A 13,714-nucleotide genomic window follows, 5' to 3' on the forward strand; every position below is an offset into this window, starting at 1 on the left:
CCCTCAGACGCGCTCAAAGACAACGGCGATGCCTTGGCCGCCGCCGATGCACATGGTGGCCAGCGCGTAGCGGCCCTGGATGCGGTGCAGTTCATGGATGGCCTTGGTGGCAATGATCGCCCCCGTGGCGCCAACCGGATGGCCGAGGGAAATGCCCGAGCCGTTCGGGTTGACCTTTTCGGGGTCCAAGCCCAGGGCGTTGGCCACGGCGCAGGCCTGGGCAGCAAAGGCCTCATTGGACTCGATCACGTCCAGGTCGGCGATGTTCAGGCCGGCCTTTTCCAGTACCTTGCGCGTGGCCGGAATCGGTCCCAGGCCCATCAGTTCCGGCTCGACGCCCGCGTGGGCGTAGGCCACCAGGCGCGCCAGCGGCTTGAGGCCCAGGCGACGCACGGCGTCACCGGTGGCCAGCACCAGGCCCGCAGCGCCGTCGTTGATGCCACTGGCGTTGCCTGCGGTGACGGTGCCGTCCTTCTTGAATACGGTTTTCATGCCCGCCAGTTGCTCAGCGGTGACATCCCCGCGTACGTGTTCGTCTACTGCGAACTGGACGCTGCCTTTGCGGGTCTTCAGCTCCAACGGCACGATCTGGCTGGCGAAGCGGCCCTCGGCAATGGCGCGGGCGGCGCGGCGCTGGCTGGTCAGGGCCAGCTCATCCTGCATTTCCCGGGTGACGCCATGTTTGGCAGCGACATTTTCCGCGGTAATGCCCATGTGGAAGTGCTCGAACGGGTCCTGCAACACGCCCACGGTGTAGTCGATCCCCTGCAGGTCGCCCATGCGCGCTCCCCAGCGGGCCTGTGGCAGCAGGTAAGGGCCGCGGCTCATCGACTCGGCACCGGCTGCCAGGGCCACGTCGGCGTCGCCGAGCAGCAGGCATTGGCTGGCCGAAACAATGGCCTGCAGGCCCGAGCCGCACAGGCGGTTGACGTTGAATGCCGGGGTTTCCTTGGGGATGCCAGCGTTCATCGCCGCCACCCGTGCCAGGTAGGCGTCACGTGGCTCAGTGGGAATGACGGTGCCCATGACCACGTGGCCGATCTGATCGGCGGCCACGCCCGAGCGCTCGATGGCGGCGCGGCTGACGGCGGTGGCCAGGTCGGCCAGCGGCAAGTCCTTGAGGGAACCACCAAAACCGCCGATGGCGGTACGGACGGCACTGACGACGTAGATTTCTGCGCTGCTCATAGAGGCTCCGATTGCGAAGGCATGGCGGGAGCGGGCCAGGCTCTGCGAGAATGGCCGGCGACCCCGTCGTTGGGTCCGAGTCTAGGCAAAGGCCCTGTTCGAGCCTATGCCGGATCTGTTCAGTCAACCTGGCACTTTTTGCCACTCAGCATAGACAGCGAATTCCGCCATGCGCGATAGCGATTCGGTCGCCGTGTACTTTCTCAATGCCATGCTCCATGCCCTGCGCGACAAGCCTGAGCTGCGCGATGCCCACCTGCGCGCGGTGGGCATCGACCCCGGTGTGCTTGGACAAGCACAAGCCCGCGTGCCCGCCAAGGCGTTCGCCCAGCTGTGGCTGGCGCTGATTCAGCGGTTGGATGACGAGTTTTTCTGCCTGGACAGCCATGGCATGCCGTTGGGCAGCTTCGCCTTGATCTGCCGAGGGCTGATCCAGGAGCCGAACCTGGAAAAAGCCCTGCGCCAGTGCATGGGCAATTTTGGCCTGTTCCTGCGCGACCTGCGGGGCAGCCTGACGGTGCGGGCCGGGCGGGCGACGATCAGCGTGCACTCGAGCATCGCCGACCCGTTGACCCGGGTGTACGCCGAGGAAACCTACCTGGTGCTGGTGGTGGGCCTGCTGTGCTGGCTGGCTGGGCGCCGCCTGGCCATCGACCGCACCGAACTGGCGGTGGCGCGCCCAGCGCAGGAGGACGACCTGCTCTTGTGGGGACCGGACCTGCGCCTTGGCAGTGGGCGTACCGAAGTCGAATTCGACAGCGCCTACCTGCGTTTGCCCGTGGTGCAGGACCTCGGCAGCCTGAAGACCTTCCTGCGCAGCGCGCCGCAAGGGTTGGTCATCCGTTTTCGCAACCAGAATGGCCTGGTTGCACAGGTGTATCGCCATCTACGCGCGCGGCGCTACGGCCAATGGCCAACCTTGGCGGCATTGGCCGTGCAACAGGGCGTCAGCGCCAGTACCTTTCGCCGCCAACTGGAGCGGGAAGGGCGGTCGTATCAGCAGATCAAGGACGAGGTGCGCCGGGCAATGGCATTCGAGCGCTTGCGCGAGGGCGTGTTGAGCATTGCCGAAATCGCCGAACAGGCAGGCTTTCAGGAGCCCAGTGCGTTTCACCGGGCCTTCAAGAAATGGACCGGGCAAAGCCCCGGAAGCTATCGGGCCTTGTTGGCCAGGCGCTGACGGGGCTGCTGCCGGTCGTCGGCATCGATCAGGCCGGCACCATGGCAAATCCCACCCCGAACCGGTTCCAGGCATTGATGGTGGCGATGGCGAGTGTCAGGTTGACCACCTCGGTGGGTTCGAAGTGCGCTTGCAGCGCTTCATACTCCGGCTGTGGCGCGCCTTGCTCCGGCAAGCGTGTGAGGCACTCGACCCAGGCCAGTGCCGCACGCTCGCGCGGGGTGAAGTAAGCGGTGTCACGCCAGACGCTTAAGGTCTGCAGGCGGGCTTCGGTCTCGCCGGCCTTGCGTGCGTCATTGGCATGCATGTTGACGCAGTAGGCGCAGCCGTTGATCTGCGAAGCGCGCAGGCGCACCAGTTCCAGCAGCGCGTTTTCCAGGCCGCTCCTGGCCAGCGCCTGCTCCAGGCCGACCATGGCTTTGTAGGCGTCAGGTGCGTGCTTGGCCCATTCGATACGATTGTGCATGGTGATCTCCAGATCAAGGTGGGTGGACATGGCGCTACCTTAGCGCCGCCCGCCCGATGCCCCGATAGCCAATCGCACGCTTTGCCAGGAGGCCAATCGCGCCATTCAGGTGGCCACTGGCATGCATCCAATCTCTTCATTTCAGCCTGGGTCGAGGAGACGGGATAATGGCCCGGTCTAGCTCCAGGAGAACCGATTCATGTCCGAAGAACGCTACATGCGCGAAGCCCTTGACCTGGCCCGTGCCAATATCCAGGCCGGTGGCCGGCCCTTCGGCGCCGTGCTGGTGTACCAAGGGCGGGTGATCGCCCGCGCCGTCAACGAGATCCACAGCACTCAGGACCCGACCAGCCACGCTGAGATGCAGGCCATTCGCAAGGCGTCCCACGCCTTGGGCCGGGCACGCCTGGACGGTGCTGAAATCTATGCCACGGGGCACCCGTGCCCGATGTGCCTGGCGGCCATGCACTTGTGTGGCATCGAACGCGCCTGGTTTGCCTATGACAATGAGGAAGGCGAGCCCTATGGCCTTTCCACCGCGGCGGTCTATGCGCAGATGGCTCGCCCGCCACAACAGCAGAGCTTGCCGTTACGCCCGCTCAAGCCAGCAGGCGAAGCAGGGTTGTATCAGCAATGGAAGCAGGCGAGCCAGCCATGAGGGGCGCGTTGAACCTGTTGTTGGTGATATTGCTGGCCTTGAACCTGCGCCCGATCCTGACCAGCATCGGGCCGCTGCTTGAGCCCATGCGCGCCGGCACCGGGTTGGGCTACCAGCAGGCGGCGCTGCTGACAGCATTACCGGTGCTGTGCATGGGCCTGGTGCCGTTGCTGCAACCCTGGCTGCGACGCTGGATCAGCGAGCATGGCGGCATGCTTGGCGGCCTTGGCGCCATTGCCCTGGCCTGCCTGTGGCGGTTGCAGCTGGACAGTGCCTGGGCGCTGATTGCCAGTGCGGTACTGGCCGGGTTGGGGGTGGCGGTGGTCCAGGGCATGATGCCGGGGCTGGTCAATCGCTGGTTTGCCAATCGCCTGGCTGCGGCCATGGGCCTTTACTCGGCGGCGCTGATGAGCGGTGGCGGGCTGGCGGCGGTGCTCGGGCCGCATATCAGCGGGCACTTTGGCCATTGGCAGGCGGGCCTTGGCGTGTGGGCGGTACCGGCGGTACTGGCGGTGCTTGCCTGGGCCGCGCTGCGCCCGCGTGAGGCTGCACCCGTACTGACGGGAGCGGGTGCAGGGCACTGGTTCGGCACGCGCCGGGCCTGGCTATTGGCGCTGTACTTTGGCCTGATCAATGGCGGCTACACCAGTATGGTTGCCTGGCTGCCGGCCTACCACCTCGAGCAGGGCGGCACAGCCCAGGGGGGTGGAGACCTGGTGGGCCTGATGACCCTGTTCCAGGTCGCCGGGGCGCTGGGGCTGCCGTTGCTGTTGCGCCGTTGGGCTGATCGACGGCCTGGGCTGTGGCTGGCGTTGTCGATCCAGCTGGTCGGCTTTCTCGGCCTGCTGCTGGCGCCAACGCTGGCCATGGGAGCGTGGGTGGCGATGATCGGTTTCGGGCTGGGTGCGTGCTTCAGCCTGAGCCTGACCTTGACCCTGGAACACCTGAAAACCCCCGCCGAGGCTGGCAGCCTGGCGGCGTTCGTGCAGGGCATTGGCTTCATCATCACCGGCATCGTGCCGTACATCACGGGCGGGTTACGGGAGGTGAGCGGCAACTTCCAGGCGTCCTGGACATTGCTGACGGTTACCGTGCTGGCCATGTTGCTGGTGACCCGGTGCTTCGCACCGCGTAGCTACGCGGCTGCCGTCGCTAGGCCTGGGCCTGGCAGCCAGCCGGCCGTGGTCAGGTGAGGCGCTGCAGGGTATCGCGCACACGGTCCAGCGCCGGGTCGATGTCCAGCAGTTCGATGGCACCAAAACCGAACACCAGGCCGGGGCGCACGGGGGCCTCGCTGAAGAAGGGCGCCAGCGAGTAAAGGCCAACCTCCACCTTGCGGGCAAGGTTGGTCAGCATCTCTATATCGATACCCGGCTGGGCGAGGGCGCTGAGGTGGAACCCGGCGTTGGCCGGCACGGCGCTGAGCCAGGGTGCCAGGTCTTCCTCCAGGCGTGCCAGGATGCGCGCCCGGCGGGCACTGTAGATGTCGTGGCAGCGGCGGATGTGCTTGCTCAGGTGCCCCTCGCTGATAAAGCGCGCCAGCGCCCACTGCAACAGCGACGGGCTGTGCCAGTCACTCAAGTGCTTGGCCACGCAAGCGGCGCTCAGCACTGCGGGCGGCAGGACTGCGTAACCCAGGCGCAGTTCCGGCAGCAGGGTCTTGGAGAAGGTGCCGACGTAGGCCACCAGGCCGTGGCGGTCGAGGCGCTGCAGGGCATCGCATGCCTGGCCCTGGTAGCGGAATTCGCAGTCGTAGTCGTCTTCGATGATCAGCGCGCCCAGCGCGGCGGCGCGGGCCAGCAACGCTTGCCGACGCGGTTCACTCATCGGCATGCCCAGGGGGAACTGGTGCGAGGGCGTGACGTAGATCAACCGGGTACCGTCGGCGATCTGTTCTACACACAGGCCCTGGTCGTCCACCGGGACCGATTGCAGGCGCGCACCCAAGGCCAGGAACAACTGGCGTGCCGGCGGGTAACCGGGGTCTTCCATGGCCACCGGGCAGCCGGGCTCGATCAGCACCCGAGCGATCAGGTCCAGGGCCTGCTGGGCACCGTTGCACACCAGCACGTCAGCCGCGCTGCAGTGCACGCCGCGGGCGAAGGCGATGTGGTGGGCAATGGCCTCGCGCAGCTCGGGCAGGCCCTGGGCCGCGAACTGTCGCTCTGGGTGCCGCTGACTGCGGCGTAGGGCGTAGTTCAGGCAGCTGCGCCAGTGGTCGAAGGGAAACTGCGCTTTGATCGACGCTCCGCCGACGAAGTCATAGCGTGAAGGCGCCTGCTGAGTGCGCCCGGCCAGCACCGTGGCGCGTTGTTGCCAGCGCTCCAGGGAGGCGGCTGCGGCCAGTGGCACGGGCTGGGTTTCGCTACTGCGCACAGGCTGGCGTGGGGTTATGAAGGTACCGCGGCCGACCACACCGCTGAGCAGGTTGTCATAGGTCAGCCGCGAATAGGCTTCGGCAACGGTCTTGCGCGACACACCCAGTTGCTCGGCCAACAGGCGGGTCGGTGGCAGTTGCGTGCCGGCGGCCAGGTGGCCACTGTCGATGCCAGCACGCAGCTGTTGGTAAAGCTGGTCGGCCAAGCCTTTGCGGCCTTCCAGGCGGATGTGTAGTTCCATGGTGACGGTCCGGAGCGCGGGAGTGCTCAGGATAGCGGATCAGAAGCGCGCGGTGCTCACGGTGATGTAGCGCTTGCCAGGCAGGGCGATGTGTATGACCGTTTCGTCAGCCGGTGCCGAGCGCTTCTGCCTGATGCACACGCCCTCGATGGCAGCGGCGCGCATACGGTGGGCGATGGCGCGGCCGCAGGTGTCGAAAAATACCTCACTGGCCAACAGTTCGATACGCTCGATCAACTGCCGGGTGCGTTCGTCGGTAGCGCAGAAGAACAGCACACCCGAGAGGTGCGGGTCCTCGTCCGGGTTGCTGATCTCATGAGCCATCAGTTCGCGCAGGGTGCTGCGCAGTTCGGCAGTGGTACGGGCAAGTGAGTGCATGCTCAGCCTCCTCTGGAAGACGAGTGCCGATCATGTTTTTGCCTGCCCACAGCGACAAGTAAGGCGTTTCCGATCTGTTGGGTAGGACAATTCCCAAGTTACAGAGTGGGTGCCTCAACGCCGTTGATACGGCACAATTGCGCGCCTGATACCTGCGCGGACCGAGGACACCGATGAACAGCCACTTTCAAGCCGTCGACCTGCAAAAGGCCTATCGCCTGCTCAACCATGGACCGACCGTGCTGGTGTCGGCCAGCCACGAAGGTGTGGACAACGTCATGGCCGCCGCCTGGGCATGCGCGCTGGACTTCAACCCGCCTAAGGTCACCGTGGTACTGGACAAAAGTGCCCGTACACGCCAACTGATCGAAGGCAGTGGCTGGTTCGTGCTGCAGGTTCCAACTGCCGCCCAGGCCCATCTGACGCACCAGGTCGGTACCCGCAGCCTGTTCGACCAGCCCGACAAGCTGGCCAGCATCGGTGTCGAACTGAAACGCGTCGAAGGGTATGCGGCGCCGCTGGTCATGGGCTGCTCGGCCTGGTTGATGTGCCGGGTGATCGATGAGCCGCACAACCAGAACACCTATGACTTGTTCATAGGTGAAGTGGTGGCGGCGTGGGCCGATGACCGGGTGTTCAAGGATGGGCACTGGGCATACGAGCATGCCGATCCACAGTGGCGCAGTTTGCATTACGTGGCGGGCGGGCATTTTTACGCCATTGGTGAGCCCGTGGTGGTGGACCAGCAAGGCAACTGATGCGTGTGCCGGTGCCCGTTTGTCGGCAATCGGGCCGCATCGCGGCCCTGTGCACCCTCAGCCTCGGGAGTCCTGTTTGAAGCGCAACCGCCAGCCATGCAGCAACGGCTCGGTGTAGCCACTGGGCTGCTCCAGCCCTTTGAACACCAGCTCCTGCGCCGCGCGGAAGGCATGTGACCCAGCGAAGTTCTCCGCCATCGGCCGATAGGCACCATCACCGGCATTCTGCTGGTCGACCACCTTGGCCATTCGCTGCAGCGTGGCCTGCACCTGCTCGGCCGATACCACGCCATGGTGCAGCCAGTTGGCAATGTGCTGGGCCGAAATGCGCAGGGTGGCGCGGTCTTCCATCAGGCCGACGTCATGGATGTCCGGTACCTTGGAACACCCGACGCCTTGTTCTACCCAGCGCACCACATAGCCCAGGATACCCTGGCAGTTGTTGTCCAGTTCGGCCTGGATCTGCGTTGCGTTCCAGGGCCTGTCCGGGCTGACCGGGATGCTCAGTAAGTCGTGCAGCAACTGCTCGCGCTCGGCGGCCAGGTCGACCTGTTCCAGTTGCTGCTGCACGGCCGCTACGTCGATCTGGTGGTAGTGCAGCGCATGCAGGGTTGCCGCGGTCGGGGAGGGTACCCAGGCAGTATTGGCACCGGCGCGGGGTTGGGCGATTTTCTGTTCGAGCATGGCCGCCATCAGGTCTGGCATGGCCCACATGCCCTTGCCGATCTGCGCCTTGCCGCGCAGGCCGCAGGCCAGGCCAACCAGTACGTTGCTGCGTTCGTAAGCCTGGATCCAGGCGCTGCCTTTCATGTCGCCCTTGCGCAGCATGGCGCCGGCCTGCATGGCGGTGTGCATTTCATCGCCAGTGCGGTCGAGGAAACCGGTATTGATGAACACCACCCGCGCTGCTGCGCTGGCGATGCAGGCCTGGAGGTTGACGCTGGTCCGTCGTTCTTCGTCCATGATGCCTATTTTCAGGGTGTGCCGTGGCAGCTCCAGCAGGTCCTCGACACGGCGGAACAGCTGGTCGGCGAAGGCCACCTCGTTGGGCCCGTGCATCTTCGGCTTGACGATGTACAGGCTGCCCTCGCGGGAATTACCCCGGCGCTTGAGATCATGCAGGCCGATCAGACTGGTGACCACGGCGTCGAGAATGCCTTCGGGGATTTCCCTGCCCTCGCGATCATGGATTGCCGGGTTGGTCATCAGGTGGCCGACGTTGCGGATGAACAGCAGCGAGCGCCCCGGCAGGCTCAGCGGCTGGCCGCTTACGCCGTGGTACTGGCGGTCTTGCGCGAGTGAGCGCGTGAAGGTTTTGCCGCCCTTGCTGACCTGTTCGCTCAGGTCGCCCTTCATCAGGCCGAGCCAGTTGCGATAGACATTGACCTTGTCTTCGGCATCCACGGCCGCCACCGAGTCTTCACAGTCGATGATGGTGGTCAGCGCGGCCTCCAGCAGGATGTCCTTGACCCCGGCAAGGTCGGCCTGGCCAATGGCGCTGGTGGGGTCGACCTGGATCTCGAAGTGCAACCGATGGTGCTGCAGCAGCAAGGCGGCCGGTTTGCCCGGCTCGCCCTGGTAGCCCTTCAGTTGCGCGGGTTGCTCTAGGCCGACCTGGCGGCCATCGCTCAGGGTGGCTTGCAGCGTGCCATTGCTGACGGCATAAACCTTGACATCGGCATGCGAGGCACCTGCCAGGGGCGCGACCTCATCGAGAAAACGTCGGCCGAAGGCGATCACCCGAGCTCCTCGCGCCGGGTTGTAGCCCTGGCCGCGTTCGGCGCCGTCGCTGTCGGAGATGGCGTCAGTGCCGTACAGCGCATCGTACAGCGAGCCCCAGCGGGCATTGGCGGCGTTCAGCGCATAGCGCGCGTTGCTCAGAGGTACCACCAACTGCGGGCCGGCTTGTTCGGCGATTTCGCGGTCGACGTTAGTGGTGGTGATGCGGACCTGGCCGGGCGTGTCGACCAGGTAGCCGATGCTGCGTAAAAAGGCCTGGTAGGCCGCCATGTCGGCAATCGGTCCCGGATGCTGGCGATGCCAGTTGTCCAGCTCGGCCTGCAGGCGGTCGCGTTCGGCGAGCAGCTCGCGGTTGCGCGGGGCGAGGTCATGGACCAGGGTGCTGAAGCCTTGCCAGAAGCGGGTGGCGTCGATGGCAGTGCCGGGGAGCACCTCGTCTTCGATGAAACGCTGCAGCACAGGGGCAATCTGGAGATGGTGGGACATGGTTGTCTCGCTCTTTTTCAGTATTCGGCAATGTGGTGCGTGTTCAAAGGGCCGCGGCCCCGGCCTTGGCCACCTGGGCATCCTGCTCGGCCCTGACGCCGGACACGCCGATGGCGCCGACCACCTGGCCATCGACCAGCACAGGCACGCCGCCCTCCAGGCTGGTCAGCAGGGGCGCAGTGACGAAGGCCGTGCGCCCACCGTTGACCATCTGTTCGTAATCACGGGTTTCCTTGCGCCCCAAGGCTGCACTGCGGGCCTTTTCCACGGCGATGTAGGCGCTGGCCGGCGCGCAACCGTCCATGCGCTGCAGGCCCAGCGGGTGGCCGCCGTCATCAACCACGGCGATGGTCACGTTCCAGTGGTGTGCTTCGGCCTCCTGGCGGGCGGCGGCCAGCAGGCGAGTCACCTCCACCTGGCCGATCACGGATTTGCTATGCATGGCTGTTCTCCTGGTTCAAGGCGGCTTCGACGATTTCGATCCAGTGCCGCACCGGTGTGCGCCCGGCACCGTCGAGGTGGGTCTGGCAGCCGATGTTGGCGGTGGCGATGAGTTGTGGCTTGCCGCTTTCCAGCGCGTTGAGGCGGTTGTCGCGCAATTGCCGCGACAGTTCCGGCTGGGTCAGCGAATAGGTCCCGGCAGAGCCGCAGCACAGATGGCCGTCCGGCACGGCGGTGAGGGTAAAGCCCAGGCGGGTCAGCAGGCTCTCCACCTGGCCGCCGAGCTTGAGTGCGTGCTGCAGCGTGCAGGGGCAGTGAAAGGCCAGGCGCTGTTCGCTGCACAGCCCCAGTTGCTCGACCGGCTCCTCGCGCAGCACCTCGACCAGGTCACGGGACAGCGCGCTGACCCGGGCGGCCTTGGCGGCATAGTGCGGGTCGTTCTCCAGCAGATGGCCATAGTCGCGGACGAAGGCGCCGCAGCCGCTGGCGGTCTGCACGATGGCTTCGGCGCCCGCTTCAATGGCTGGCCACCAGGCATCGATATTGCGCCGGGCGCGTTCCAGGCCGCGTGCTTGGGCATTGAGGTGATAGTCCACTGCACCGCAGCAGCCTGCTTCGAACGCAGGTTCCACGCTGATGCCCAGCCGGTCGAGCAGGCGCGCGGCAGCAGCGTTGGTGTTGGGCGAGAGCGCCGGCTGCACGCAGCCTTCGAGCAGCAGTACCCGGCGAACGTGGCGTATCACCGGGCGTTCGCCGGCATCGGCCACCTGGGCGGGCAACTTGCTCTTGAGCGTGGTCGGCAGTACCGGGCGCAGGGCCTGGCCGGTGCGCATCAGCGCCTTGAACAGCGTCGGGCGCGGCACCACTGCGCGCAGCCCTTGGCGCAGCAGGCGCTGGCCCAGGGGGCGAGGTACTTGCTGTTCGACCACGGCGCGGCCGATGTCCAGCAAATCATGGTATTTCACCCCCGAGGGGCAAGTGGTTTCGCAGTTACGGCAGGTCAGGCAGCGGTCCAGGTGCAGCTGGGTGCTGGCAGTGACCGGTGCACCCTCGAGCACCTGCTTGATCAGATAGATGCGCCCGCGTGGGCCATCCAGTTCATCGCCAAGCAACTGGTAGGTCGGGCAGGTGGCGGTGCAGAAGCCACAGTGCACGCACGAGCGCAGAATACGTTCGGCCTCTTCGGCGCGGGCCAGGCCCTTGGCGGTTTCGCTCAGGTTGGTTTGCATGGCGTGGCCTCACAGGTCCGGGTACAGGCGGCCAGGGTTGAATATGCCCTGGGGGTCGAGTTGCTGCTTGAGCGCATGGTGATAGCGCATCAGCGCTTCGGGCAGCGGAGCACTGCTGTCATCACCTGGCAGGTAGCCGGTGGCATGGCCGCCCACTGTGGCGGCCTGCTCGCGGATCAGTTGCGCGGGCGCGGTCGACTTGAGCCAGCGTTGCGCACCGCCCCAATCGATCAATTGCTGGCCAGGCAGCGCCAGTTCACCGGTGACAGTGGGCACCGACAGCCGCCACAGCGGTGCGGGGTCGTTGAAGAAGGCCAGGCGCTGCTCGCGCAGGTCGCTCCAGAAGCGGCTGTCGAGCAGCTCACCCCCCAGGCGCTGGCGCGCCGACTGCACCGAGCCTTCGCCCCCTTCCAGGCGCAGATACAAGGCTTCGCCATCGTGGCAGGCTGCGCTGATGGGCAAGGGTTGCTGGCCCCATTCGGCGAGCTCGGCCAAGGCGTGGTGCCGGCTCATCGGCAGGCACAGGCTCAGGCATTGGCGTGGGCGTGGCAGCACCTTGAGCGACACCTCGGTGAGCAGGCCCAGGCAGCCGAAACTGCCGGCCATCAAGCGTGAAACGTCATAACCGGCGACGTTTTTCATCACTTCGCCACCAAAGCGCAACAGCTTGCCGTGGCCGGTGATGACCCGTGTGCCGAGGACGTAGTCACGTACTGACCCCGCCCAGGGCCGACGGGGGCCTGACAGCCCAGCCGCGACCATGCCGCCGACGGTGGCATCGGCACCCAGGTGGGGTGGCTCGCACGGCAGCATCTGACCGGCCTCGTGCAGTACGGCCTCGATTTCCAGCAAGGGGGTGCCGGCACGTGCGGTGATCACCAGCTCGGTCGGGTCGTAGCTGACAATGCCACGGTGGCTGCGGGTATCCACGATCTCCCCGGTCACGGGACGCCCCAGCATGGCTTTGCTGTTGCCGCCTTGAATACGCAGCGGGGTGCCCAGGTTCAGGGCCCGATTGACCTGTTCCAGCAGGTCCTGGCTCATGTCGCGGTCCATGCTCATCAGAAACGCTCCAGGTCAGGGAAGGGCAGCTGTCCTTGATGCACATGCATTGCACCGAACTCGGCGCAGCGGTGCAGGGTGGGGATGTTCTTGCCCGGATTGAGCAGGCCTTTGGGGTCGAACGCTGCCTTCACCGCGTGGAACAGGGTGATTTCATCGCTGTTGAACTGGGCGCACATCTGGTTGATCTTCTCCCGCCCTACGCCGTGCTCACCGGTGATGCTGCCGCCTACCGCCACGCACAGTTCCAGGATGCGTCCACCGATCGCTTCGGCACGCTCCAGCTCACCGGGCAGGTTGGCATCGAACAGGATCAGCGGGTGCATGTTGCCGTCGCCTGCATGAAACACGTTGGCGACCCGCAGGCCGTACTGCTCGGAGAGTTCGCTGATGCCCTTGAGCACCCGCGGCAGTTCGCGGCGCGGAATGGTGCCGTCCATGCAGTAGTAATCCGGCGAGATGCGCCCCACCGCCGGGAAGGCGTTCTTGCGCCCGGCCCAGAAGCGCACCCGCTCGGCCTCGTCGCAGGCCAGGCGGACCTCGCGGGCGCCGGCCTGCTGCAGTACCGCCGCAACCCGCTCGCAGTCGTCCTGCACGTCGGCCTCGACGCCATCGAGCTCGCACAACAGAATCGCCGCCGCGTCCACCGGGTAACCGGCGTGGATGAAGTCCTCGGCGGCACGGATCGCCAGGTTGTCCATCATCTCCAGGCCTCCAGGGATGATGCCTGCGGCGATGATCTCGGCCACGGCCCGGCCGGCGTCTTCGACGCTGTCGAAACTGGCCAGCAGCACCCGTGCGACCTGAGGTTTGGGCAGCAGCTTGACGGTCACTTCGGTGATGATGCCGAGCATCCCTTCGGAGCCGGTGAACAATGCCAGCAGGTCGAAGCCGGGGCTGTCGAGGGCTTCGCTCCCCAAGGTCAGGCGCTCGCCTTCGACCGTCAGGATCTCGACCTTGAGCACGTTGTGCACGGTCAGGCCGTACTTCAGGCAATGCACGCCGCCGGCATTTTCAGCGACGTTGCCGCCAATCGAGCAGGCGATTTGTGAAGACGGGTCTGGCGCGTAATACAGGCCATAGGGGGCGGCTGCCTGAGAGATCGCCAAATTGCGCACGCCCGGCTGAACCCGGGCGAAGCGGCCTTGCCGATTGACCTCGAGAATGCGGTTGAAGCGCGCCATTACCAGCAGAATGCCTTTGGCCAGCGGCAGCGCCCCGCCCGACAGCCCGGTGCCCGCCCCGCGCGCTACCACGGGCACGCCACGCTGGTGGCATACCTTGAGCAACGTCTGCACCTGCTCCAGGCGCTCGGGTAGCACCACCAGCAGCGGTACCGTGCGGTAGGCCGAGAGGCCATCGCATTCATAGGGCTTGAGGTCCTCTGCACGGTGCAGGATCGCAAGGTCCGGCAGCGCCTCACGCAGTGCCTGCAGCAGCGCCTGCGTATCCACGGCAGGCAGCGCACCGTCGACACGTTCGTCGTAAAGAATGTTCATCGGGCTCACT

The 13,714-nt window shown here is 65.8% G+C and carries 13 protein-coding genes; 4 read left to right on the plus strand and 9 right to left on the minus strand.

Annotation, left to right across the window (positions count from 1 at the left end):
* Positions 1-3: 3 nt before the first annotated feature.
* A complete protein-coding gene (locus L6D80_RS05790; RefSeq protein ID WP_176512903.1) occupies positions 4-1,188 on the minus strand; it encodes an acetyl-CoA C-acyltransferase family protein in 1,185 nt (394 codons plus the stop codon).
* Between the two features lie 169 nt (positions 1,189-1,357).
* Here L6D80_RS05790 and L6D80_RS05795 point away from each other — a divergent pair, with 169 nt between their 5' ends.
* Entirely contained in the window at positions 1,358-2,368 is a 1,011-nt protein-coding gene (locus L6D80_RS05795) for an AraC family transcriptional regulator (protein WP_176512904.1), read from the plus strand.
* A 28-nt stretch (positions 2,369-2,396) separates the two neighbouring features.
* On the opposite strand, the gene L6D80_RS05800 is transcribed toward L6D80_RS05795, so the two are convergent.
* Positions 2,397-2,834: a carboxymuconolactone decarboxylase family protein gene (locus L6D80_RS05800; RefSeq protein ID WP_054901616.1), complete on the minus strand. Its 438-nt coding sequence runs from the start codon at positions 2,832-2,834 to the stop codon at positions 2,397-2,399.
* Positions 2,835-3,033: 199 nt separating this feature from the next.
* Here L6D80_RS05800 and L6D80_RS05805 point away from each other — a divergent pair, with 199 nt between their 5' ends.
* Complete coding sequence (locus L6D80_RS05805; protein WP_054901567.1) at positions 3,034-3,492, plus strand: nucleoside deaminase; 459 nt, start codon at positions 3,034-3,036, stop codon at positions 3,490-3,492.
* Positions 3,489-4,685, plus strand: coding sequence for a CynX/NimT family MFS transporter (locus L6D80_RS05810; RefSeq protein WP_176512905.1), 1,197 nt, complete (start codon positions 3,489-3,491; stop codon positions 4,683-4,685). The genes L6D80_RS05805 and L6D80_RS05810 overlap by 4 nt, the downstream gene beginning before the upstream one ends.
* On the opposite strand, the gene pdxR is transcribed toward L6D80_RS05810, so the two are convergent.
* Both pdxR and L6D80_RS05820 read right to left on the minus strand, forming a co-directional pair.
* Positions 4,678-6,111: a MocR-like pyridoxine biosynthesis transcription factor PdxR gene (gene pdxR, locus L6D80_RS05815; RefSeq protein ID WP_176512906.1), complete on the minus strand. Its 1,434-nt coding sequence runs from the start codon at positions 6,109-6,111 to the stop codon at positions 4,678-4,680. The two genes, L6D80_RS05810 and pdxR, sit on opposite strands and share 8 nt — an antisense overlap.
* Before the next feature lie 39 nt (positions 6,112-6,150).
* Entirely contained in the window at positions 6,151-6,489 is a 339-nt protein-coding gene (locus L6D80_RS05820; protein WP_176512907.1) for a hypothetical protein, read from the minus strand.
* Between the two features lie 173 nt (positions 6,490-6,662).
* Between L6D80_RS05820 and L6D80_RS05825 the strand changes: the two genes are divergently transcribed.
* A complete protein-coding gene (locus L6D80_RS05825) occupies positions 6,663-7,247 on the plus strand; it encodes a flavin reductase family protein (RefSeq protein WP_176512908.1) in 585 nt (194 codons plus the stop codon).
* Positions 7,248-7,304: 57 nt separating this feature from the next.
* Here the strand turns inward: L6D80_RS05825 and L6D80_RS05830 are convergent, their stop codons facing one another.
* From L6D80_RS05830 to glcD, 5 genes are read right to left on the minus strand one after another with little or no spacing between them, the layout of a single operon-like run.
* Positions 7,305-9,473 carry a malate synthase G gene (locus L6D80_RS05830; RefSeq protein WP_176512909.1) on the minus strand — a complete coding sequence of 723 codons (2,169 nt, stop codon included), beginning with the start codon at positions 9,471-9,473 and terminating at the stop codon, positions 7,305-7,307.
* A 43-nt stretch (positions 9,474-9,516) separates the two neighbouring features.
* Complete coding sequence (locus L6D80_RS05835) at positions 9,517-9,915, minus strand: heme-binding protein (protein WP_054901573.1); 399 nt, start codon at positions 9,913-9,915, stop codon at positions 9,517-9,519.
* A complete protein-coding gene (gene glcF / locus L6D80_RS05840; RefSeq protein WP_176512910.1) occupies positions 9,908-11,143 on the minus strand; it encodes a glycolate oxidase subunit GlcF in 1,236 nt (411 codons plus the stop codon). The genes L6D80_RS05835 and glcF overlap by 8 nt, the downstream gene beginning before the upstream one ends.
* 9 nt (positions 11,144-11,152) lie before the next feature.
* Positions 11,153-12,205: a glycolate oxidase subunit GlcE gene (gene glcE / locus L6D80_RS05845; protein ID WP_176512911.1), complete on the minus strand. Its 1,053-nt coding sequence runs from the start codon at positions 12,203-12,205 to the stop codon at positions 11,153-11,155.
* Entirely contained in the window at positions 12,205-13,704 is a 1,500-nt protein-coding gene (gene glcD / locus L6D80_RS05850) for a glycolate oxidase subunit GlcD (RefSeq protein WP_054901576.1), read from the minus strand. The genes glcE and glcD overlap by 1 nt, the downstream gene beginning before the upstream one ends.
* Positions 13,705-13,714 lie beyond the last annotated feature (10 nt).

This window comes from Pseudomonas ceruminis, assembly GCF_021602025.1.
GTDB lineage: Bacteria > Pseudomonadota > Gammaproteobacteria > Pseudomonadales > Pseudomonadaceae > Aquipseudomonas > Aquipseudomonas ceruminis.